At 60.7% G+C, this 22,529-nt stretch carries 18 protein-coding genes; 10 read left to right on the top strand and 8 right to left on the bottom strand.

What is annotated here, in order from left to right; all coding sequences use genetic code 11:
* The first annotated feature begins 159 nt into the window (after positions 1–159).
* The gene (locus tag ACUN0E_RS28700; RefSeq protein WP_445568721.1) at positions 160–309 is read left to right on the top strand and encodes a hypothetical protein; all 150 of its coding nucleotides are present in this window, start codon (positions 160–162) and stop codon (positions 307–309) included.
* On the opposite strand, the gene ACUN0E_RS28695 is transcribed toward ACUN0E_RS28700, so the two are convergent.
* On the bottom strand, positions 278–1,225 hold the full coding sequence (locus ACUN0E_RS28695) for a LysR substrate-binding domain-containing protein (RefSeq protein ID WP_445568720.1): 948 nt from the start codon (positions 1,223–1,225) through the stop codon (positions 278–280). The two genes, ACUN0E_RS28700 and ACUN0E_RS28695, sit on opposite strands and share 32 nt — an antisense overlap.
* A gap of 141 nt (positions 1,226–1,366) precedes the next feature.
* Between ACUN0E_RS28695 and ACUN0E_RS28690 the strand changes: the two genes are divergently transcribed.
* From ACUN0E_RS28690 to ACUN0E_RS28670, 5 genes are all read left to right on the top strand, one after another.
* Complete coding sequence (locus ACUN0E_RS28690; RefSeq protein ID WP_445568719.1) at positions 1,367–2,212, top strand: FAS1-like dehydratase domain-containing protein; 846 nt, start codon at positions 1,367–1,369, stop codon at positions 2,210–2,212.
* 30 nt (positions 2,213–2,242) lie between these two features.
* A complete protein-coding gene (locus ACUN0E_RS28685) occupies positions 2,243–3,403 on the top strand; it encodes an acyl-CoA dehydrogenase family protein (protein WP_445568718.1) in 1,161 nt (386 codons plus the stop codon).
* Positions 3,404–3,415: 12 nt separating this feature from the next.
* On the top strand, positions 3,416–4,594 hold the full coding sequence (locus ACUN0E_RS28680) for a CaiB/BaiF CoA transferase family protein (RefSeq protein ID WP_445568717.1): 1,179 nt from the start codon (positions 3,416–3,418) through the stop codon (positions 4,592–4,594).
* 94 nt (positions 4,595–4,688) lie between these two features.
* Positions 4,689–5,438 carry an electron transfer flavoprotein subunit beta/FixA family protein gene (locus tag ACUN0E_RS28675; protein ID WP_445568716.1) on the top strand — a complete coding sequence of 250 codons (750 nt, stop codon included), beginning with the start codon at positions 4,689–4,691 and terminating at the stop codon, positions 5,436–5,438.
* A gap of 23 nt (positions 5,439–5,461) precedes the next feature.
* Positions 5,462–6,394, top strand: coding sequence for an electron transfer flavoprotein subunit alpha/FixB family protein (locus ACUN0E_RS28670; RefSeq protein WP_445568715.1), 933 nt, complete (start codon positions 5,462–5,464; stop codon positions 6,392–6,394).
* A gap of 70 nt (positions 6,395–6,464) precedes the next feature.
* On the opposite strand, the gene ACUN0E_RS28665 is transcribed toward ACUN0E_RS28670, so the two are convergent.
* Entirely contained in the window at positions 6,465–7,253 is a 789-nt protein-coding gene (locus ACUN0E_RS28665; protein WP_445568714.1) for an IclR family transcriptional regulator, read from the bottom strand.
* Positions 7,254–7,789: 536 nt separating this feature from the next.
* Positions 7,790–8,944, bottom strand: a complete 1,155-nt coding sequence (locus ACUN0E_RS28660) for an acyl-CoA dehydrogenase family protein (RefSeq protein WP_445568713.1) — start codon at positions 8,942–8,944, stop codon at positions 7,790–7,792.
* 363 nt (positions 8,945–9,307) lie between these two features.
* Between ACUN0E_RS28660 and ACUN0E_RS28655 the strand changes: the two genes are divergently transcribed.
* Together ACUN0E_RS28655 and ACUN0E_RS28650 are read left to right on the top strand one after the other, a co-directional pair.
* Positions 9,308–10,213 carry an SDR family NAD(P)-dependent oxidoreductase gene (locus tag ACUN0E_RS28655; RefSeq protein ID WP_445570532.1) on the top strand — a complete coding sequence of 302 codons (906 nt, stop codon included), beginning with the start codon at positions 9,308–9,310 and terminating at the stop codon, positions 10,211–10,213.
* 42 nt (positions 10,214–10,255) lie between these two features.
* Positions 10,256–11,134 (top strand): MaoC/PaaZ C-terminal domain-containing protein, encoded by an 879-nt coding sequence (locus ACUN0E_RS28650; RefSeq protein WP_445568712.1) that lies wholly within the window; start codon positions 10,256–10,258, stop codon positions 11,132–11,134.
* Here ACUN0E_RS28650 and ACUN0E_RS28645 read toward each other — a convergent pair whose 3' ends face one another.
* Positions 11,135–12,757 carry a GMC family oxidoreductase gene (locus ACUN0E_RS28645; protein ID WP_445568711.1) on the bottom strand — a complete coding sequence of 541 codons (1,623 nt, stop codon included), beginning with the start codon at positions 12,755–12,757 and terminating at the stop codon, positions 11,135–11,137.
* A gap of 66 nt (positions 12,758–12,823) precedes the next feature.
* Entirely contained in the window at positions 12,824–13,582 is a 759-nt protein-coding gene (locus tag ACUN0E_RS28640; RefSeq protein WP_445568710.1) for an SDR family NAD(P)-dependent oxidoreductase, read from the bottom strand.
* A 339-nt stretch (positions 13,583–13,921) separates the two neighbouring features.
* Here ACUN0E_RS28640 and ACUN0E_RS28635 point away from each other — a divergent pair, with 339 nt between their 5' ends.
* A complete protein-coding gene (locus ACUN0E_RS28635) occupies positions 13,922–14,662 on the top strand; it encodes a carboxymuconolactone decarboxylase family protein (RefSeq protein WP_445568709.1) in 741 nt (246 codons plus the stop codon).
* A gap of 28 nt (positions 14,663–14,690) precedes the next feature.
* Here ACUN0E_RS28635 and ACUN0E_RS28630 read toward each other — a convergent pair whose 3' ends face one another.
* From ACUN0E_RS28630 to leuA, 3 genes are all read right to left on the bottom strand, one after another.
* Entirely contained in the window at positions 14,691–15,596 is a 906-nt protein-coding gene (locus tag ACUN0E_RS28630) for an NAD(P)-dependent oxidoreductase (RefSeq protein ID WP_445568708.1), read from the bottom strand.
* A gap of 55 nt (positions 15,597–15,651) precedes the next feature.
* Positions 15,652–16,575: an alpha/beta hydrolase gene (locus ACUN0E_RS28625; protein ID WP_445568707.1), complete on the bottom strand. Its 924-nt coding sequence runs from the start codon at positions 16,573–16,575 to the stop codon at positions 15,652–15,654.
* 249 nt (positions 16,576–16,824) lie between these two features.
* Positions 16,825–18,543: a 2-isopropylmalate synthase gene (gene leuA / locus ACUN0E_RS28620; protein WP_445568706.1), complete on the bottom strand. Its 1,719-nt coding sequence runs from the start codon at positions 18,541–18,543 to the stop codon at positions 16,825–16,827.
* A gap of 432 nt (positions 18,544–18,975) precedes the next feature.
* Here leuA and ACUN0E_RS28615 point away from each other — a divergent pair, with 432 nt between their 5' ends.
* Complete coding sequence (locus ACUN0E_RS28615) at positions 18,976–22,485, top strand: pyruvate carboxylase (protein WP_445568705.1); 3,510 nt, start codon at positions 18,976–18,978, stop codon at positions 22,483–22,485.
* Positions 22,486–22,529: the final 44 nt, after the last annotated feature.

Here is a 22,529-nt window from a genome sequence, read left to right as displayed (position 1 = left end):
GCACCTTCCAGTCAGCGTAGGCACCGCGGCTTAAAGCACGGACGCGTCGTCACAAAACCGCAAGGTTTCTCATGAAGATTGTTCGTGCGCGCAACCTATGGATTTCCATTAGATGAGTCGATGCAACCCCCACTGTACGGAACAAGGCGGGAGGAGTTGGTGGATCAATCCAACCATTCGACGCTGGACAAGACGGGCGACTCAATCAACGCGCGCGGCTACAACACCGCACTCGATCTTCGAAACGCGCTTTACCGCATGCTGGCGTTTCGCCGTATCAATGAGCGTCTACCGGCGGCCGCAGTGTAATGCCCGTCCAGGCCCCGCTTTCGGCCAGTTCGACAATCAGTTCGACGATGATCTGGCGGACGGCCAGTGTGGCCGATATGACCGGTGCGGTGTTCGACCAGCACAGGCTGGCTGGCCGGCGGATTTCCGGGTCCACGATCCGGCGCACCTTCGGCCGGTTGGCGATTTCCCGTGATGCAAGCGCGGAGGCCGGCAGAATGGTACACGCCGCGCCCGAATGAGCAATAGACAGCAGGGTTGGCAACGAATCAATGTCGGCGATGATATTCAGCGGTATCTCCTCGCGCGCGAACGTCCGTTCGAGCAGCAGGCGCAGCCCGTTCGTCACGCTCGGCGCTACCAGTGATGCACCGGCAAGAGACGCAAGCCGGCAGGTCCGCGCGCGCGGCGCAACATCTCCACCCGGTTCTCCGAGCAGATATAACTCTTCGTCGAACAACGGCAGCGCGGTGATGCCTGCCGTATTGGATTCGCGGAACAGAATCGCCAGATCGAGCCGCCCGTTCGCCAGCAGTTCGTTGATGTACCCGCTCATGCTCTCGAAGAATTGCAGACGGATGCCCGGATAACGCGCTTTCACCCGCTCGAATACGGGCAACGCAAGCAGTGGAGTCATCGTGGTGGGAAAACCGACTGCGACAGTGCCAGACTCCCCGCCCACGTCTGCCTTGATCTCCTGCCGCAATTGATCCATCTGCCGCAGCACAAGCCTCGCGTGCCGGTACAGGGCTTGTCCGGCCGGCGTGGGCTTCATCCCCTGCGGGCCGCGCACGAGCAACGCGACGCCAAGATCTGCTTCGATCTTCGCGACCTGCTGGCTCAGCGACGGCTGAGCGACATACAGCTTCTCCGCCGCTTTCCCAAGGCTTCCATATTCGACGATGCTGACGAAATAGCGGAGTTGGCGAATGTCCATAATGTATGCAGTTTCCCATGTTAGGTCATAGGATACATCTATGACCGGCACATTCAATTGGTATTTCCCTTGCGACGGCTGTTCACATAAAGTCGGCTCAATCCCATTCCAGGCGGCTGGCAGTTAGCCGCGGAGACAGCCATGAACCCAACCCACGCGAGCCTCATCGACGGCACCTCTCAGGTCATCCACGATCTGATTTCTCCCGCTCCCGCCAACGCGCTCGCAGGGACGCTCGATCGCGACTCCGGCTTCAAACCTGGCGACACACTTCCGCCCATCTGGCATTGGCTCTATTTTTGGTCCGTCGCGCAGCAATCCGACCTGGGAGCGGACGGCCATCCGCGCACCGGCGGTTTCCTTCCCGACCTCGGTTTGCCGCGCAGGATGGCCGCCGGTGGACGTCTTTTCTTTCATAACCCGCTACGAATCGGCGATGCCGCGACACGTACATCGCGCGTACTGTCGATCGAGAACAAGGAGGGACGCAGTGGCCGCCTCGCGTTCGTCACGATTGAACATACGATTGCAACCGCAGGCCACGCCGTCATTCGCGAAGAGCAGGACATTGTCTACCGCGAGGCCGCCGAACCCGGCGCGCCGCCGCCACGCCCGCAGCCGGCACCCAGTGGCGCGCGCTGGAAACGCGAGATCCTGCCCTCTGAGGCCCTGCTGTTCCGCTACTCGGCACTGACCTTCAACGGTCATCGCATTCACTACGACAGGGACTACGCGCGCAACGTCGAAAGCTATCCCGACCTGGTCGTCCACGGTCCGCTCCTCGCAACGCTGCTGCTCGATCTGGTATCCCGCTCGCTCCCCGGCAAGACCGTTCTCGACTATGCGTTCAAGGCGGTCCGACCCACGTTCCTGGGCCATTCGTTCACGCTATGCGGTCGACCCTCGGTGGACGGCAAGTCGGTCGAATTGTGGGCGCATGACCACGAAGGCTGGCTCACGATGTCCGCCAGCGCGACGCTCGCCTGATTTTCCAAAAAATTTTCCAAGGTACCCACGATGATCCAAACACCCGATCAGTATCAAGACCTTCGCGAAGCCGTCCGCGATCTGTGCAGCCAGTTTCCGGGCGAGTACTTCCGCAAGATCGACGAGGAGCGCGGCTATCCCGAAGCCTTCGTCGACGCGCTGACGAAGGCCGGCTGGCTCGCAGCGTTGATTCCGCAGGAATACGGCGGCTCCGGGCTTGGTCTGACCGAGGCGTCGATCATCATGGAAGAGATCAACCGGTCCGGCGGCAACTCCGGTGCGTGCCATGGCCAGATGTACAACATGGGCACGCTGCTGCGCCACGGTTCAGACGAGCAGAAGCAGCGGTATCTGCCGCGTATCGCGTCCGGCGAACTGCGCCTGCAGTCGATGGCCGTCACGGAACCGACCACGGGCACCGACACCACCAAGATCAAGACGACGGCCGTGCGTAAGGGTGACTGCTACGTCATCAACGGCCAGAAGGTGTGGATCTCGCGCGTCCAGCACTCGGACATGATGATCGTGCTCGCACGCACAACGCCACTTTCCGAGGTCAAGAAGAAGAGCGAAGGGATGTCGATCTTCCTCGTGGATCTGCACGAGGCAACCGGCAAGGGTCTGACGGTCCAGCCGATCCTGAACATGGTGAACCACGAGACGAACGAGCTGTTTTTCGACAACCTTGAAATTCCCGCGGAAAATCTCATCGGCGAAGAAGGCAAAGGCTTCAAGTACATCCTCGACGGGCTGAATGCGGAACGCACGCTGATCGCCGCGGAATGTATCGGCGACGGCTACTGGTTCATCGACAAGGTGTCGCAGTACGTGAAGGATCGCGTCGTGTTCGGCCGCCCGATCGGCCAGAACCAGGGCGTGCAGTTTCCGATCGCGCGCGCGTACGTCAACGTCGAGGCAGCGAATCTGATGCGCTTCGAAGCCGCCCGGCGTTTCGACGCACACGAGCCGTGTGGCACGCAGGCCAATATGGCGAAGCTGCTCGCGGCCGATGCGTCGTGGGAAGCGGCCAACGCCTGCCTGCAGTTCCACGGCGGCTTCGGCTTCGCGTGCGAATACGACGTCGAGCGCAAGTTCCGCGAGACACGCCTCTATCAGGTCGCGCCGATCTCAACGAACCTGATCCTGTCGTATGTGGCTGAGCACGTCCTCGACCTGCCCCGCTCGTTCTGACGGAGAAACATCATGGGTTCGCTTTCAGGCATCACCGTCGTCACGTTCGAGCACGCGATCGCGGCGCCATTCTGCACCCGGCAGCTCGCCGACCTCGGCGCGCGCGTCATCAAGATCGAGCGGCCGGGTACGGGCGACTTCGCGCGGAACTACGACGAACGCGTGGCGGGGCTCGCGTCACACTTCGTTTGGACCAATCGCTCCAAAGAGAGCCTGACGCTCGACGTCAAGCAGCCCGAAGCCGTCGATATAGTTCACCAACTGCTCGCGCAAGCCGACGTGCTCGTGCAGAACCTGGCTCCCGGTGCGATGCAACGCATGGGGTTCGACTATGCATCGCTGTGCGAACGCTATCCGCGGCTGATCGTCTGCGACATTTCAGGCTACGGCCTCGACGGTCCGTATCGCGACAAGAAGGCATACGACCTGCTGATCCAGAGCGAATCGGGCTTCCTGAGCATCACCGGCTCCGAAGACGAACCGGCCAAGGCTGGCTGCTCGATCGCCGACATCGCCGCGGGCATGTATGGATACACGAACATCCTGTCCGCGCTGATCGAACGCCAGCAGACCGGACGTGGCCGCCACATCGATTTGTCGATGCTGGAAAGCATGGTCGAATGGATGAGTTACCCGCTCTACTACGCGATCAACGACCAGTCGCCGCCGCGACGAACTGGAGCATCGCATGCGACGATCTTTCCGTACGGCCCATTTGTCGCCGGCGACGGCAAGACGGTCATGCTTGGGTTACAGAACGAGCGTGAGTGGAAGAGCTTCTGCGACGTCGTCATTCGTCTGCCGGAGATTGCCGGCGACGACCGCTTCAACGCGAACAGCAAGCGTGTCGCGAACCGGGATCAACTTCGCGATGTTATCCATGCGGCCTTTTCTACGCTAAACGCGGACGCAGTCGTCGCGCGTCTGGAGGAAGCCGGTATCGCGAACGCTCAGGTGAACGATATGCAGGCAGTCTGGAATCACGGTCAGTTGCGTGCGCGTGGGCGCTGGACCGAGGTCGATACGCCGGCGGGCCGTGTGGCCGCCCTCTACCCACCAGGGCTGACCGCGCGGGATGAACCCGTGATGGCAGCCGTGCCGGCGCTCGGCGAGCACACTGATGCGGTTCTGCATGGTCTGGGCTATGACGAAAACCACATTGCGGGACTGCGTGAACGGCGTGTCGTCTAGCCCAGCCGGGACGAGTTCTTGCCGGAAAGTGATGGGTATGTTTTAAGGTCCGCGCTGTTTGAAGCGGAATGTTGGATCGAAAAGGAGAGACAGAGTGAAGGTATTGGTCCCGGTCAAGCGCGTCGTCGACGCGAATGTGAAGGTCGGCGTGAAATCGGACGGCACGGGCGTCGACATCGCGAACGTGAAGATGTCGATGAATCCGTTCGACGAAATCGCGGTTGAAGAAGCCGTTCGTCTGCGCGAAGCAGGCGTGGCGACAGAAGTGATCGCCGTGTCGGCCGGCGTGACGCAAGCGCAGGAAACGCTGCGTACAGCGCTCGCGATCGGTGCGGACCGTGCGATCCTGATCGAGTCGAACGAAGAACTGCAGCCGCTGGCCGTTGCCAAGCTGCTGAAGGCGTTGGTCGACAAGGAACAGCCTGGGCTGGTCATTCTGGGCAAGCAGGCCATCGACGACGATTCGAACCAGACCGGCCAGATGCTGGCTGCGCTGGCGAATCTGCCGCAAGCCACGTTCGCCTCGAAGGTGGTTGTGGCCGACGGTAAGGCTACGGTGTCGCGTGAAGTGGACGGTGGTGCCGAAACGCTGTCGCTGAGCTTGCCGGCTGTGATCACGACCGATCTGCGTCTGAACGAGCCGCGCTACGTGACGCTGCCGAACATCATGAAGGCGAAGAAGAAGCCGCTGGAAATCGTCAAGCCAGAAGACCTCGGTGTCGACGTGACGCCGCGTCTGAAGACGCTGAAGGTTGTCGAGCCGCCGAAGCGCTCTGCCGGTGTGAAGGTGCCAGATGTGAAGACGCTGGTCGAGAAGCTGAAGACCGAAGCCAAGGTGCTCTAAGGACAACGCAGGAGACGGACGAAATGACGAATCTGGTAATTGCAGAACACGATAACGCGTCGATCAAGGCCGCGACGCTGAACACGATCGCAGCCGCGCAGAAGATCGGTGGTGATATTCACGTGCTGGTGGCAGGGTACAACGCACAGGCTGCGGCCGATGCGGCGGCGAAGATCGCAGGTGTTTCGAAGGTGTTGCTGGCCGACGCGCCGCAACTCGAAGCAGGGCTGGCCGAAAACGTCGAAGCGACGGTGCTGAACATCGCGAAGGACTATTCGCACATCCTCACGCCGGCGACGGCTTACGGCAAGAACATCGCGCCGCGTATCGCCGCGAAGCTGGACGTCGCGCAGATCAGCGACATCACGGCTGTAGATAGCGCGGACACGTTCGAGCGTCCGATCTACGCAGGCAACGCGATTGCAACGGTTCAATCCCAGGATCCGATCAAGGTCATCACGGTTCGCACGACCGGTTTCGACCCGGTGGCGGCCGTTGGCGGCAGCGCAACGGTCGAGAAGATCGAAGCGGCAGCCGACAGCGGCCTGTTGCAGTTCGTCAGCCGTGAAGTGACGAAGCTGGACCGCCCGGAGCTGACCTCGGCGAAGATCATCGTCTCGGGTGGCCGGGGTCTGGGCAACGGCGAGAACTACACGAAGGTTCTCGAGCCGCTGGCCGACAAGCTGAACGCAGCGCTGGGCGCATCGCGTGCAGCGGTCGATGCGGGCTTCGTGCCGAACGACTATCAGGTCGGTCAGACCGGCAAGATCGTCGCGCCGCAACTGTATGTGGCCGTCGGCATCTCGGGTGCGATCCAGCATCTGGCGGGCATGAAGGACTCGAAGGTCATCGTCGCGATCAACAAGGACCCGGAAGCGCCGATTTTCAGCGTCGCCGATTATGGTCTGGTGGGCGACCTGTTCACGCTCGTGCCGGAACTGGCAGAAGCGCTGTAAAGACGCAAACATGCGTCGCCGCAACGCGGCGCTATCACCGGATCGTTCTTCCAGCCGTATCGGTCCGGCGTCAGGGCGTGCAGTCGACGTCGGCGAGTAAATCAGCCAACCCGGCGGCGGCGGCCTTCAACTCCGGCATGACTCGCTTTCGAATCGCCGTCATGTCCGGAGCCAGTTCCACTGCCCCGCAATTGAGCGTCATCAATGTACGCGATTGCCCGACCACCAATGGGAGCGCTATCCCGTACGCGTTTCTCTGGTACTCGCCGACCGCCATGCACACCCCGGAATGCCTGAGATCGTCGAATGCCGTGTCGAGATTCTTCCGGACAGCGTCCGCCTGGTCGCCTGCGCCCTCGAGCAGCGCGGCAACGAGCGGCTCGCGCTCAGACTCTGGCAGCGCGTACAAGTAGGCGCGGCCGACCGCCGTTGATTCCATCGGCAACAGCGATCCGACACCCAGTCGCAGCGTCGCAATCTTGACACTTGCGCGCCATGCGATATACAGCATGTCGACGTGATGTGGAATGGCCAGCGCGACGGACAAATCCAGCTTGTCGGCCAGCTTCTGCATAATCGGATTGACGATGCGCGTCACTGGATTCGACTCCAGATAAGCGTGCCCGATGCTCAATGCGCCGGCGCTCAACTCAAACTGACGGCCGCCGCCTACCCTGCGCAGAAATCCGATCGAGATCAGTGTGGTCGTCAAGCGGGACACGGTCGCCTTCGGCAGTCCGGTGCGCCGGACCAACTCCGCGTTGGACAAGGGCGCCCGCGCCGCACGGAAGGCACGCAGCACTTCGAGCCCACGTTCGACGGTCAACGTTATATTTCTCTGCTCGCCCGTAGCTGTCATGTACGCCCCAGTCCAACAAAACCGCTTGTTCCAGTAGATATTGAGCCGCAACAACCCAGGTAGAACGCCTACACGATTGGCCGATGGCAATTAAAGATGGTGGCGCCGGCACACGGCGCCAGTTGATGCATAGGTCTTCGGGAGGGCGTCTTTGGCGAGGGCGCGAACGTGCCCTGCTTTGATCACCGTGACGAACCGTTGCCGCAGTATACCGGAGGCAATTCGTGCCGTTAGCCCTTCGGCGGCAAGCACATCGGCTACGCTATGCGCATCGTCACACGACGCGGAAAAGGCGGGAAGACGTGCCACGCGCCATCGTCGTGCTGAAAGAAACAGATTGCGACGTCCCCCGTGGGCACCTTGGCCTCGACCCTGACACATCGCTTGCACTCAATGCGCCGCAGGGAGCGGACACGAAATGGGATCGCCCCGTTCGGCGTCAGCCACCGCTCCACGGCGTCGCGCAAAGACGTTCGCATCGCATCCATTTTCGTCTCCTGCCTAATATTCGTGTCGCTCTACGTTTGCCTCGCCGCTTAAGCTCTCGCCTCGCGCAGCATGTTGCGGGCAATGACCAGTTGCTGAACCTGAGTGGTTCCCTCGAAAATCCGGAACAACCGGACATCGCGATAGAACCGCTCGATTCCGGACTCGCTCATGTATCCGGCGCCGCCGTGAATCTGCACCGCACGGTCCGCAACGCGTCCGCACATCTCGGAGGCGAACAGCTTCGCGCACGACGCCTCGGTGCTGACGTTCTGGCCATCGTCGCGCCGACGCGCGGCGTCTAGCACCATGCAGCGCGCCGCATAGAGTTCTGAGCGGCTATCCGCGAGCATCGCCTGCACCAGTTGGAATTCGCCGATCGGCTGACCGAACTGCTTGCGTTCGATTGCATAGCGCAGCGTATCGTCTAGCATGCGCTGCGCGACGGCGACGCAGATCGCCGCGATGTGGATGCGCCCTTTGTCCAGCACCTTCATCGCCGTTTTGAAGCCCTTACCCTCGACGCCGCCGATCAGGTTCGCCGCGGGGACACGGCAGTTCTCGAAGATGACGTCACACGTGTGCGAGCCGCGCTGCCCCATCTTCTTGTCACGCTTACCGAAGCTCATGCCAGGCGTGCCCGCTTCGACGATGAACGCCGAGATACCGCTCGCTCCCTTGTCCTCTGGGTTGGTGCGCGCCATCAGCGTGAAGATGCCGGCCTGCGGTGCGTTCGTAATGAAGCGCTTGGTGCCGTTGACGACGTAATGGTCGCCGTCGCGAATCGCCGTCGTACGCAGCGACGCGGCGTCGGAACCTGCCTCAGGCTCGGTCAATGCAAACGACGCGATAATCTCGCCGGTTGCCAGACGCGGCAGGTAGCGTGACTTCTGCTCCTCAGTGCCGTCGAACAGAATGCCCTGCGAGCCGATCCCGACCGTCGTGCCGATCAGCGACCGAAACGCCGGCGACGCGCGGCCGAGCTCGAACATCGCGAGCACTTCTTCTTCCATCGTGAGTTGCAGGCCGCCGTACGATTCCGGAATCGTCAGGCCGAACAGACCCATGGCCTTCATGTCGTCGACGATGTCCTGCGGGATTTCGTCCGTGTCGGCCACGTTCTGTTCATTGGGGATCAAACGTTCACGTACGAAGCGCGCGATATTGTCGCGCAGAAGGTTCATCGTTTCGATATCGCGAATCATGGTTCCTTGTCTCTCCAAATGCTTCTGTCATGTCCTCATCGTGGGACCCGGCGCAATCGAGCGTCAACGACATCGGTCGATATGTTCCGTACTTTGAATAGTCCATCGCACCCTATCGCCTCCCATCACACCGTTAAGGCAGGCACATCGCCACACGCTTGTCCCATGTATGAAAGCCAATGTGTTTCGAAGTACGGAATGCCTTTTAGCGCAGCGTTGACAGCGTTCGGCAGCGAACCGCATTGTGGTCGCTCGTTGAACGGATTCCCGAACGCACCGCAGTCAACGCAAGCATCGTCGGTTGATCAGCGCGGTGTTGTCGGCATGGAAAGCAGACTGGAGACATACATGGCAGGCAACAACATGATGGAAGGCAAGGTCGTCATCGTGACGGGCGCGGGCGGCGGCATCGGCCGCGATATCGCGCTGCTGATGGGCCGGTACGGTGCACGTGTCGTGGTTAACGACATCGGCGCCTCACTTGAAGGCACCGGGCACGACAGCTCGCCAGGCGAACGCGTTGTCGCACAAATCCGTGCCGCCGGCGGCGAAGCGGTGGCCAACGCCGACAGTGTCGCCGACAATGGTGCCGGCACGCGTATCGTCACGCAAGCGCTGGACACGTTCGGCCGGATCGACTGCGTCGTGAACAACGCCGGCATTCTCCGCGACCGCTTCTTCCACAAGATGTCCGACGAAGAATGGGATGCGGTGCTCAAGGTCCACCTGTATGGGACCTTCAACCTGAGCCGCGCCGCCGCCCCGCATTTCAAGGATCAGGAGAGCGGTACGTTCGTCCACATGACGTCTACGTCCGGCCTGATCGGCAACTTCGCGCAGGCGAACTACAACGCCGCGAAGATGGGTATCGCAGGGTTGTCGAAATCCATCGCACTCGACCTCGGCAAGTTTAATGTTCGATCGAACTGTATCGCACCGTTCGCGTGGAGCCGGATGGTGAGTTCGATTCCCACCGATACGCCCGAGCAGGCAGCGCGCGTGGAGAAGATCAAGCAGATGACGCCAGCGAAAATTGCACCCCTCGCGGTCTATCTCGCGAGCGACGGCGCCCGCGACGTCAACGGCCAGATCTTCACGGTACGCAACAACGAGATCTTTCTGATGAGTCAGCCGCGCCCGATCCGGTCCGTGCATCGCAGCGACGGCTGGACGCCGGAATCGATCGCCGAGCATGGCATGCCCGCGCTGAAAGCGTCGTTCATTCCGATGGATCGGTCTGGCGATGTGTTCAGCTGGGACCCGATCTGACGTGATCGCTTGCGACTGTTCGTGCATGAAGCGGAGACAGAGTTGACAATCGATTATCAAACTTTGAAGAGCTGGCCGTTCGGCGATGTCGAACATACCTACACCGAGCGCGATACCGCGCTGTATGCGCTCAGCGTGGGGTTCGGGTTCGCTCCGCTCGAGCACCGCGCGCTCAGGTTCACTTACGGTCCCGAGCTGTCGGTTGCTCCCACCATGGCCGCCATTCTTGGGTTTCCCGGACAATGGATGAGGCAGCCTGAAAGCGGCATCAACTGGGTCAAGGTCGTGCACGGCGAGCAACGCGTACGACTGTTTCGTCCACTCCCTGCGGCCGCGACGATCATCGGTCGGACGCACGTCAAGGTGATCGTCGATAAGGGTGAAGGTAAAGGCGCGCAGGTGCTGATGGAGCGGGACGTGATCGACAAAGCGAGCGGCGAACTGCTCGCAAAAGTCGAACAGTTGAACTTTTGCCGCGGCGACGGGGGATTTTCGGCTGGTGGGCAAGCTAGCGACCCACCGCTTTCTCCCCCTCCAATAGTGCCGGAGACGGAGCCTGACATCGTCTGCGATTTGCCGGTTTACCCGAATGCAGCGCTGCTTTATCGATTGAACGGGGATCCGAATCCACTTCACGCCGACCCCGAAGTTGCGCGTGCGGCGGGCTTCGAACGCCCCATTCTTCATGGTCTCGCAACGTATGGCATAGCCGGTCATGCGATCCTGCGCAGCGTTTGCAACTACGATGCGGCAAGACTCAAAATGCTATACGCGCGGTTCTCCGCGCCGATGTTCCCGGGCGAAACGGTCCGCGTAGAAATGTGGCGACCGATCGATGCGGGAAAACCGCTGCATTTCCGGGCGCGTTCGCTGGAACGCGACGTCGTGGTGCTTAACAACGGCGAAGCGGAAATAGTCTGATCAGACCTTGATGAGGCGTGCGGGGACGGCATCGGCGCGGATCATGTCGGCCCCTTTTTCCCCGATCATGATGCATGGCGCGTTGGTGTTGCCCGCCACAATCTTCGGCATAACGGACGCGTCGATCACCCGCAACCGTTGCACGCCTCTCACGCGGAGCCGGGCATCCACCACGGCCAGTGAATCGATGCCCATCCGGCAGGTGCCGACCTGGTGCCAACCGCTGTTGCCGTTGGCCTGGAGGTGATCCAGCAGTTGTTCGTCAGTCTCGCTCGATGATCCCGGCGCGATTTCGGCAATCACCCGCGATGCCAAAGGCTGTGCCTCAACGATCCGCCGCATTAATCGCATACCCGTAAGCGAACGGCGAATGTCCCCGGGGTCACTCAGATAGTTCGGGTGAAACGCGGGCGCCCGCAGTGGATCAGGCGACGTCAATTCGATGTGACCCCGCGAATCTGGGGTCAGTAGCACCACCGAGCCCCCGATGGCTGGGAAGCCGTCCACCACGGGTTCGCCGGACGGCGCGAACTTGAACGTCATCGGACTGACCGTCAGTTGCAAGTCCGCCTCCGGACGCCCGGTCTCGCTACGCGCATAGGCCGTGACCGGCGCTGCGCCCAACGCCAGATAGCCGCCGTGTGTCAGCAGGTAGCGCGCGCCTTCCAGGTACTTTCGCAAGCCCTGCAGACGGTTGTTATAGGAACTTTTCGGCGTGACCCGCCATGCGAACGAACCAAACCAGTGGTCCTGCAGATTACGCCCCACCCCCGGCAAGTCGACGGCCGTAGCAATACCGTGGCGGCGCAATCCATCTTCACCACCGATTCCCGACAACATGAGCAGATGCGGTGAGGCCAGCGCGCCGCCAGACAGGATCACTTCCCGGGCAGCGGCAATCTGGCGCCGCTGGCCATTCTCCAGAACCTCGACGCCGGTCGCCTGGCCTGATTCGAGGATCACGCGAGTCACGCGAATCCCGGTCCGCACGCTCAGATTGCGCCGGTTCAGCACTGGCTCAACGAAGGCGTTATAGGACGTGTGGCGGCGCCCGTCGCGGATCGTGTACTGCCGGTAGCCGACGCCCTCGTGAGGCGGCCCGTTGAGGTCCTCGCTGCGGGGGATGCCCAGGCTTTGGGCTGCGGCGATGAAGTCGTCCGCCGTCGGATGTGAAACGGCAGGGTCACTCACATGCAGTGGACCATTCCCGCCATGGTAGGCATTGGCGCCGCGTCGATTGGCTTCGGAGCGAATGAAATAGGGCAGCACATCTTCCCAGCCCCATCCTTCATTGCCCAAGGAAGCCCAGTGGTCGAAATCGCCCGGTTGCCCGCGCATGTAGATCATGCCATTGATGGAACTGGTGCCGCCGAGGCCCTTGCCTCGCGGCCAGTAAACCCTGCGCCCATTCAGCGTCGGCACGGGTTCGGTATTGAACGCCCAGTTGAACCGCTTGTCCATGAAGAGCTTGCCCGCTCCTGCAGGCGTGCGTACCCAGAAATTGTCCATGCTCGGGCCAGCTTCGAGGAGCAGCACGCGAGCGGCAGAATCCGCGGACAAGCGATTCGCAACTACGCAACCCGACGAGCCCGCGCCGACCACGATGTAATCGTAGATTTCCATTAGGCGGGCTCACTTACTCTGTCTGAAATCAGCGGCATGATTCAAAGTTAATAAGCACCTATCTCGTCAGATTGCGGTAAATCCACCGTCAACCACCAACTCCGCCCCAGTCACATACGACGATTCGTCGCTCGCCAGGAACAATACGACATTTGCAACCTCCTCAGGTTTGCCCGCACGCGACAGTGGTATTTTCGGAAGAATCGCCTTGATAGCCTCTGGATCGTCGAGCAGATAGGCGCTCTGCGGCGTATAAATTATCCCGGGATGGATTGAGTTCACCCGAATCCCCCGGCTCGCCAAATCTACTGCGGCACTTTTTGAAAGAAGCCGGTTCGCGCCTTTTGATGCGCCATACCCAGGATGCAGATTCGGGAAGCAGATCATCCCCGCGATCGAAGACATATTCACGATCGACCCACCGCCAACCTTCTCCATATGAGGAATCACCGCCTTGATGCCCAGAAATTGCCCATTGAGATTCAAGTCAATCAGCTTGCTTAGTCCCTCGAGTGTCGCTTGATCCCATGTTTCCGGTGTTCTCGGCAGTCCGGCATTGTTCACGAGGACGTTGATTGCTCCCCATCTGGCAAGTGTTTTATCGACGGCAGCATGCCAATGATTTTCCTTGGTAACATCCAATCCGAAGTGATCGGCGCTCAGGCCCTGTGCTCGAATTTCTGCTGCAACCTTCTCCGCTCCATCTTCGCGGATATCCGTAACCAGAACATTTGTGCCTTCCCTGGCCAGAAGCTGTGCGCCAGCGGCGCCCATGCCACTCGCAGCACCGGTGATAATTACAGTCTTACCGTTCATTCGACCCATTTGTCTCTCCAGTTTTAATATTTTCTTGTTTCTTACTCATTTGTTGTCATTTCGCCTGCTGTCTGCCGGATCCTTTTGTTCAGGCATCCAGATGATTGGAGGGAAATTGTCGAGACGTCAATGAGGTCTGCCGCATGATTCCGTACTATGGAATGCGCGGCCAGGCATTGGTATTCCAAAGTACGGACGAATCCCGCCGCGGACTGTTGCCTCTTCGCGCATGCCAGGATCAAATGGTTTACCGCACCGCTACTCGGACGGCATATCCGGTGTTAAGGGTTCGGCATCGCATAGGAAGCGGCACCTTTCTCACCCACGCTTTGCATCAGGAAACCTTCCATGACCGGCGCTGCAAATATCAAAACCGAATTCGAGCAACTCCACGGTTTCTGGAGCGATGCACTCGATCTCGCCCTGAAAGAAGACTCCGCGTTCTTCCTCGACTACCTGGTCATGGCAAAGGTCGCGCTGGGGTGCGGTCATCTTGAGCCGAAGGTGTGTGACTTCGTCATGATCGCCGCCAGCGCAAGCGTTACCCATCTAAACTCGGAGGCCGTTGCGCTTCATATCGAGGGTGCGCTGCGCCACGGCGCAACACGAAAAGAGATCGCCGAAGTGCTCCAGATATCGTCGGTGCTTGGAATTCACGCCTATATGGTCGGCGTCCCCGTGCTGTTAGACGAACTCGTCGCCACTGGGACCTCACTCGATGACACCTTTCCCCTCGGCGAGAAATTCGAGCAAGTCAAATCTCAATTCACCGAACAGCGCGGCTACTGGAGCGAGCAATTGCAGTCGATGGTGCGCACCTCTCCTGCGTTCTTCGAGGGCTATACCGCGTTTTCCTCGACGCCTTGGCGATCGGGCACGCTCGCACCGATTGTCAAGGAACTCCTGTATGTGGCTATCGACGTATCGACAACACACCTGTTTGAACCTGGCGTACGCATTCACACACGCAATGCGCTGCGCTATGGCGCCACGCCGGAGCAAATCCTGCAGGTAATGCAGATCGTCAGTTGTCTCGGTATGCAGAGCTTTCTTCTGGGCGTCCCTCATCTGCAGAGCCGCGCGACGTGACGGCACGCATAACCACCTACACCGCCATTCAGGCGGCCCGGCTCCGCACGCGCGTACCGTTTTCTTCCTCAACGAACTTCAGGATCGAAGTGAAGTCCTCCCTTCCGCGTCCCGCTTCGTAAGCCGCATGCCAGACATCGCGTGCGCGCTCGATCGTCGGCATCGTGACTTCCATCAGGTTCGCTTCATCCAGGCCGAGCGCCATGTCTTTCTCAATGATCGCCAGCGCCGCGCCATAGTTGAATTGCCTCGAAACGGCCCGTGCCAGTATCTTCGAACACGCGAAGCTCTGCCCGGTTCCGGCATCGAGCAGACGCATCATCATGTCGGAGTCGAGCCCCGCCTTGGCGCCCATCGCAAGCGCTTCCGAACACACGACCATGTTGGTCGCCATGACGACGTTGTTCACGATCTTCATGATCTGCGCCATACCGGGTTGATCGCCCATCACGAACACTTCTTTGCCGATCCGCGCGAGCAATGGAGAAACCCGTTCCACAAGCGGCTGCGAACCCGACACGAGCATCGCAAGCGTACCCGCGCGCGCGGCGGGCGCGCCCCCCGAGATCGGTGCGTCGACAATCTCGATTCCCTTCTCTGCGAGTCCTTTACCGATCCGCACCACCATGTCCCGGCCGATCGTAGACATTTCCGCGTAAAGGCGAATCGCGGAACCATGCACAACACCATCCGGACCGAGGGCGACCGCAAGCGAGATTTCCCGGCTCGGAAGGCAGGCGAAGACAATGCTCGCGGCGTTGGCTAAAGCGCGTGGTGAATCGTGTACAACGGCACCACCCGCAACGAAAGCTTCCAATGCTGCCGGCGACGGATCATAGACATGCAACTGGAAGCCTTGCCCCAGTAAGCGCTCGGCCATTGGGCCGCCCATTTGCCCCAGTCCCAGGAAGCCAACATTTTCTACGGAGTTCATTCAGACCTCGATTACGTTCACTGATTGTGCGCTCGCGTGGCAGCGACGTGCCACGTCACCCTTTCATCGCGTCGCGGATCCAGGCGGCCGAACGCAGCACGCCTTCCTGCGCCCTGGCGCAGGCGAGACCCATTCGGAAGAACCCATGGATCAGCCCGTCATAGCGCCGTAGGGTTACCGGCACGCCGGCGTCGAGCAGACGATGCGCGTATGCTTCGCCCTCGTCGCGCAACGGATCGAACTCGGCTGTGACAACCAGTGCCGGCGGTAAGCCGGACAGCGACACAGCGCGTAACGGAGACGCATGCGGATGCGCCGCATCGTGCTCATCCAGTAGGTAGTCCCGCCAGAATCGGATCATCGCGGCACGCGTCAGCGAATAGCCAGTCTGGTTGTCGATATAGGAGCGCGTCGGCGGGGTGTGGTAGTCGGTCACCGGATACACGAGCACCTGAGCCCGCAGTTCTGGGCCGCCCACGTCCCGGACTCGAAGCGCGGTCACGGCGGCTAGATTGGCACCGGCGCTGTCGCCGGCCACGACGATGCGTGAAGGGTCGAGCGAGAAGGCCGCAGCATTTTGCGCGATCCATCGCACAGCCGCGAGGCTGTCGTCGACCGCAGCGGGGAACCGATGTTCGGGTGCAAGCCGGTAGTCCACCGCAATCACGGCGGCACCGCTTCCGGCACATAGATCGCGGCACACATGGTCGTGGGTGTCGAGGTTGCCTATCACAAAGCCACCACCGTGAAAAAACACTGTGGCGCCGTCGCTTTGCGCCTCCACCGGCCGGTACAGACGCGCCGGCAACACCCTCCCCGTCAAAGGCATAGCTATGTCGACAACCTCGCCGACCATGGTCCTGCGCTCAAGAGGCGGATAGACGAGACTGGCGCGCAACGCTTCGACGGACAGGCTCTCCATAGCAGGTGCGGACTCGAGACTCTCGAGGATGACGGCGACTTCGGGATCGAGTGGCATCGTGCGTTACACCGAGAGAGCGGTGATGTTGCCGACCAGCCTGCGGCGTCCGGAGAGCGTTTGATGGATAAGCAGCATGCATTGTCTCCACTGCGGCGGGGTCGCCGCTTGTTGTGCGACGCGGCCCGATCGCGATCAGTCGAACCTCCCGCCTCGAACGGAACCGGGGCACGTCGTATATACCAACAATGCTATTAAGCTTCCTCCCGGTCAAATCCGACAAACGATGCTTTCCGTGCAATGAAACGATCAAACCATCGCGCGCTCGGCGTTACCGCTCATCGTGACGTCGAAAAAGCGTGCCTGCGCAGCATCATGGGTTCTGGCAAAAGCCCGATTAACGCCGCTGATTACGGCACGAATCGATGCAGTGACCAGGTTCGCGTCAATTCCAACTCCAAACGCACTACCCGCCACATCGGCACCGGTCATTTCAGCAATAGCAATCGCCTTCGCGTCAGCGCCTTGAGTCAATGCACGCTCTTCGTAATGCTGGATCCGCACCGGTACACCCATCGCGTGCATCAAGGCGTCAAGCGGACCGTTGCCTTCACCGCTCAAGACACGCCGTGAGCCGTTTACCTCCACGGTAAGTTTGATGCGCGCACCATCGCCCTGTTCGGTCAAGTGGTGAGCGATGTATCGTACTGGCATTGCGCTGTGCACATACTCCTGCTGGAACAATTCCCAGATCTGCGCAGGCGTGACTTCCTGCCCACTGTCATCGGTATGACGTTGCACAGCCGAGCTGAAATCGACCTGCAGGCGGCGCGGCAAGATCACGCCATATGTCTGCTCGAGCAGGTACGCAATGCCGCCCTTGCCCGACTGGCTATTCACACGAATGACGGAATCATAGGTACGGCCGAGATCGCTCGGATCAAGCGGCAAATAAGGAACTTCCCAAATGGCATCGCGTTGAAGTGCCGCGAGGCCCTTCTTGATCGCGTCCTGGTGCGAGCCCGAGAAAGCAGTAAAGACCAGATCACCGACATACGGATGCCGCGGATGGATCGGCAATTGCGTGCATTCCTCGGCGGTCCGCGCGACTTCATTGATATTCGAGAAGTCGAGTCCAGGATCGACACCCTGCGTATACAGATTCAAAGCAAGCGTCACGAGGTCGACATTGCCGGTGCGTTCACCATTGCCGAACAGGCAGCCTTCGATACGGTCGGCTCCCGCCATCACCGCGAGCTCTGCCGCCGCTACAGCAGTGCCGCGATCGTTATGCGGATGCACGGACACGAGCAGTGAATCCCGGCGCGCAAGATGGCGGTGCATCCACTCGATCTGATCCGCGTAGATGTTCGGCGTGGACATTTCGACCGTTGCCGGCAGGTTGACGATGGCCTTGTGCTCGGGCGTCGGTTGCCAGATGCCGAACACGGCGTCGCACACTTCCCTGGCGAATTCGAGCTCGGTGCCGCTGAACACTTCCGGGCTGTACTGAAACGTGAAGTGCGTTTCCGGAGTGGCATCGGCGATGCGCTTGATTGTGCGGGTGGCATTTTGCGCAAGTTCCTTGACACCGTTCTTGTCCAGACCGAACACAACGCGGCGGAATTCGGGCGCGGTAGCGTTGTACAGGTGAACGATGGCGCGCGGTACGCCGCGCAAGGATTCGAAGGTGCGTTCGATCAGATCGTCGCGAGCTTGCGTCAAGACTTCGATGGTGACGTCACCAGGGATATGGCAGCCTTCGATCAACTCGCGTACGAAATTGAAGTCAGTCTGCGAAGCGGATGGAAATGCGACTTCGATTTCCTTGAAACCAATTTGCACCAGCGTTTTGAACATGCGCATTTTGCGCTCGGCGTTCATCGGTTCGAACAGCGACTGGTTGCCGTCGCGCAAGTCGGTACTCATCCAGATCGGCGCGCGCGTGATGACACGCGACGGCCACTGGCGGTCCGTCAAATTGATGGGCTTGAACGAACGATATTTGGTAGCAGGGTTCTTCAACATTTTCATCATCCTTGGGGTGCGACGACCTGAGTGTCGACCGGACGGCAAAAAGACAAAGCATGGCCGCCGGTCGGAAACCGGGGCTGGGTCAGTTACTGGGGAATTCAGCGATGCTTCGAGTGTTTCAGATGGAAGCGCGCAGCAGCAGACCTAGCCCGGTAGAGCGGGCTAGTAGTAGCGATAGAGTGGTCTGGGCGCGGTACATGACTTCAATAGGACCACAGTATCGAGATGACGTCAACTGTCGATGGTGCATCACGGCCGCCATTCATTTCGATCTACGGAACACATGCGGATGACGTCTTGCGCGAAGCCTGCTTCGAGACCCGTAATGACGAAAGTGCTAGCGATTGTCCAATGCTACCTGTAGTCCCGCAGGGGCGAAGACGAATGCCCCAGCCAGAACCTGGCCTAATTCCCTCCTATGAATACATGATCCACGTTCCCATCCAATCGTTGCTGATCGCGAATCGCTCGGAGATCGCGATTCGCGTAATGCGCGCAGCAGCTGAATTGAACGTCCGTACCGTCGCGGTCTACTCGAAGGAGGATCGTCTCGCGCTGCACCGCTTCAAGGCAGACGAGAGCTACCTGATCGGCCAAGGCAAGAAGCCTCTCGCGGCCTACCTCGATATTGACGACATCCTGCGCGTTGCCAGCCAGGCGAAGGTCGATGCGATCCATCCCGGTTACGGCTTTCTCTCGGAGAATCCGGACTTCGCGCAAGCGGTTATCGACGCCGGCATCCGCTGGATCGGTCCCGCACCTGAGGTGATGAGAACGCTTGGCAACAAGGTTGCCGCTCGCCACGCGGCGATCGCCGCGGGCGTGCCCGTGATGCCCGCCACAGCGCCGCTGCCTGATGATCTCGAAACCTGCAAGCAGCTTGCAGCAACGGTCGGCTATCCGCTCATGCTCAAGGCGAGCTGGGGTGGAGGCGGACGCGGCATGCGGGTCATCGAAAGCGAATACGACCTCGAGACGGCACTCGCCGCCGCGCGCAGGGAAGCGCTCGCAGCATTCGGCAACGACGAGGTCTATCTCGAGAAGCTGGTGCGCAACGCGCGCCATGTCGAGGTCCAGGTACTGGGTGACATGCACGACACGCTCGTGCACCTGTACGAGCGTGACTGCACGGTGCAACGGCGCAATCAGAAGGTCGTCGAGCGCGCCCCAGCGCCGTACCTCGACGCCGCAGGACGGAATGCGCTCTGTGAAACGGCACTCCGCCTGATGCGCGCGGTCGGCTATACGCATGCCGGTACGGTCGAATTCCTGATGGATGCCGATACCGGCCGGTTCTATTTCATCGAGGTGAACCCACGCATCCAGGTCGAGCATACCGTGACTGAAATGATCACGGGAATCGACATCGTCAAGGCCCAGATTCGCATCACGGAGGGTGGGCGAATTGGCCTGAACGAGGATGAGCGCGACGGTAACGGGGCAATTGCGAAGTACGCGGCCGGTGTCCCGGCTCAACAGGATGTGCCGCTCAATGGCCATGCGCTGCAATGCAGGATCACAACCGAAGACCCAGAGAACGATTTCCTTCCCGACTATGGACGGTTGACGGCGTATCGCAGTGCAGCGGGATTCGGCGTGCGTCTCGATGCCGGCACCGCCTATGGCGGCGCAGTGATCACGCCGTACTACGACTCGTTACTGGTCAAGGTGACCACATGGGCGCCGACAGCGGCCGAGTCGATTCATCGGATGGACCGTGCGTTACGCGAATTCCGCATTCGCGGCGTGACCTCGAACCTGCAGTTCCTCGAAAACGTTATCAACCATCCGGCTTTCAGCCGCGGCGACGTCACAACACGATTCGTCGACCTGACGCCGGAACTGCTGGAATTCGCCAAACGAGGCGACCGCGCGACGAAGCTACTCCGTTATCTGGGTGAGCTGACCGTCAACGGAAACAGCGAGATGAACGGCCGCACGTTACCCGCGTTGCCGCTACCGAAACCGATCCTGCCGAAGATCGACACGTCATCCGTGATACTCGTGGGCACGCGGGATCGTCTACGCGAACTGGGCGCCGAAAAGTTCTCGCGCTGGATGGTGGATCAGAAGCAGGTGCTCCTGACCGATACGACGATGCGCGATGCGCATCAGTCGCTGTTCGCGACACGCATGCGCACAGCAGACATGCTGCCGATCGCGCCGTTTTACGCCCGCGCGCTCCCGCAAATTTTCTCGCTGGAATGCTGGGGCGGCGCGACCTTCGACGTCGCGCTGCGTTTCCTAAAGGAAGACCCGTGGGAGCGCCTCGCGCTGCTGCGCGAGCGCGTGCCCAACATCCTGTTCCAGATGCTGCTGCGCGGCTCGAACGCGGTCGGGTACGCCAACTATGCGGACAATGTCGTGCGCTTCTTCGTGCGGCAGGCCGCGAGCGCCGGTGTCGATCTGTTCCGCGTGTTCGACTCGTTGAACTGGGTCCGCAACATGCGCGTCGCCATCGACTCGGTATGCGAAAGCGGGATGCTGTGCGAAGGCGCGATCTGCTACACGGGCGATCTGTTCGACCGCTCGCGTGCGAAGTACGACCTGAAGTATTACGTCGGCATCGCACGTGAATTGCAACAAGCCGGTGTGCACGTGCTTGGCATCAAGGATATGGCCGGCATCTGCCGGCCGCAGGCCGCCGCCACTCTCGTCAAGGCGCTAAAGGAAGAAACCGGGCTGCCCGTGCACTTCCACACGCACGACACCAGTGGCATTTCCGCGGCGTCGGCGCTCGCCGCGATCGGCGCAGGCTGCGATGCAGTGGACGGCGCACTCGATGCGATGAGCGGGCTGACGTCTCAACCCAACCTGTCGAGCATCGCCGCCGCGCTGGCGGGCAGTGAACGCGATCCGGGCTTGAATCTCGACCGCCTGCATGAAGCCTCGATGTACTGGGAAGGCGTACGCCGCTACTACGCGCCATTCGAATCCGAAATCCGGGCTGGGACTGCCGACGTGTACCGTCACGAGATGCCTGGCGGCCAGTATACGAACCTGCGCGAACAGGCCCGTTCGCTCGGGATTGATCATCGCTGGACCGAAGTCTCGCGTGCGTACGCGGAGGTCAACCGGGTGTTCGGCGACATCGTCAAGGTGACACCGACGTCGAAGGTAGTCGGCGACATGGCATTGATGATGGTGGCGAACGATCTCAATCTGAACGACGTGCGAGATCCGGCGAAGGAGATCATGTTTCCCGAGTCAGTCGTGTCGCTGTTCAAGGGCGAGCTCGGGTTCCCGCCGGATGGCTTCCCGGCGGAACTCTCGCGAAAGGTGCTTAGGGGCGAGCCACCGGCGCCTTACCGGCCGGGTGACCAGATTCCCGCCGTCGATCTCGAAGCGGTGCGTGCGCAAGGCGAGGCCACCTGCGAACAGGCGCTCGATGACCGGCAACTGGCTTCGTACCTGATGTATCCGAAGCAGACCAGCGAGTACTACGCGCATGTGCGCACTTACAGCGACACCTCGGTTCTGCCGACCCCCGCGTTCCTTTATGGTCCGCAGCAGCAGCAAGAAGTGGCGATCGATATTTCGCCGGGCAAAACATTGCTGGTTTCCTTGCAGGGACAGCATGCGGATACCGAAGACGGCGTGGTCAAGGTCCAGTTCGAGCTGAATGGCCAATCGCGCACGGCGCTGATTGAGCAGCGGCGCGCCGTTCAGGCGGGCACGGCGCGCCCTGCCCGCCCGCAGACCAACGCGGCCAATCCGCTGCACATCGCAGCGCCGATGCCGGGGTCCGTGGTCACGGTGACGGTACAGCCTGGACAGCGTGTGACGGCCGGGACAACGCTGATCGCGCTCGAGGCAATGAAAATGGAAACACATATCGCTGCCGACCGGGACTGCGAAATCGCCGCCGTGCACGTGAAGGTGGGCGAACGGGTCGCTGCAAAGGATTTGCTAATCGAACTGAAGGAAGCGAATTGACGCTTCGGCGCCAGGTCAGTGGAGCGGCAACCCGGTTCAGCGCG

Source organism: Paraburkholderia sp. D1E, assembly GCF_052682275.1.
Note: the sequence above shows the minus strand (reverse complement) of the source record. Positions and strands in the feature narration are given on the sequence as shown.

Excerpts from the sequence above, each read along its gene's own strand:
- ACUN0E_RS28690 (WP_445568719.1), top strand. The coding sequence starts at position 1,367 with ATGAACCCAACCCACGCGAGCCTCATCGACGGCACCTCTCAGGTCATC.
- ACUN0E_RS28685 (WP_445568718.1), top strand. The coding sequence starts at position 2,243 with ATGATCCAAACACCCGATCAGTATCAAGACCTTCGCGAAGCCGTCCGC.
- leuA (WP_445568706.1), bottom strand. The coding sequence starts at position 18,543 with ATGTTGAAGAACCCTGCTACCAAATATCGTTCGTTCAAGCCCATCAAT.
- ACUN0E_RS28645 (WP_445568711.1), bottom strand. The coding sequence starts at position 12,757 with ATGGAAATCTACGATTACATCGTGGTCGGCGCGGGCTCGTCGGGTTGC.
- ACUN0E_RS28670 (WP_445568715.1), top strand. The coding sequence starts at position 5,462 with ATGACGAATCTGGTAATTGCAGAACACGATAACGCGTCGATCAAGGCC.
- ACUN0E_RS28625 (WP_445568707.1), bottom strand. The coding sequence starts at position 16,575 with ATGCCACTCGATCCCGAAGTCGCCGTCATCCTCGAGAGTCTCGAGTCC.
- ACUN0E_RS28630 (WP_445568708.1), bottom strand. The coding sequence starts at position 15,596 with ATGAACTCCGTAGAAAATGTTGGCTTCCTGGGACTGGGGCAAATGGGC.
- ACUN0E_RS28640 (WP_445568710.1), bottom strand. The coding sequence starts at position 13,582 with ATGGGTCGAATGAACGGTAAGACTGTAATTATCACCGGTGCTGCGAGT.
- ACUN0E_RS28660 (WP_445568713.1), bottom strand. The coding sequence starts at position 8,944 with ATGATTCGCGATATCGAAACGATGAACCTTCTGCGCGACAATATCGCG.
- ACUN0E_RS28655 (WP_445570532.1), top strand. The coding sequence starts at position 9,308 with ATGATGGAAGGCAAGGTCGTCATCGTGACGGGCGCGGGCGGCGGCATC.
- ACUN0E_RS28615 (WP_445568705.1), top strand. The coding sequence starts at position 18,976 with ATGATCCACGTTCCCATCCAATCGTTGCTGATCGCGAATCGCTCGGAG.
- ACUN0E_RS28680 (WP_445568717.1), top strand. The coding sequence starts at position 3,416 with ATGGGTTCGCTTTCAGGCATCACCGTCGTCACGTTCGAGCACGCGATC.
- ACUN0E_RS28665 (WP_445568714.1), bottom strand. The coding sequence starts at position 7,253 with ATGACAGCTACGGGCGAGCAGAGAAATATAACGTTGACCGTCGAACGT.
- ACUN0E_RS28635 (WP_445568709.1), top strand. The coding sequence starts at position 13,922 with ATGACCGGCGCTGCAAATATCAAAACCGAATTCGAGCAACTCCACGGT.
- ACUN0E_RS28695 (WP_445568720.1), bottom strand. The coding sequence starts at position 1,225 with ATGGACATTCGCCAACTCCGCTATTTCGTCAGCATCGTCGAATATGGA.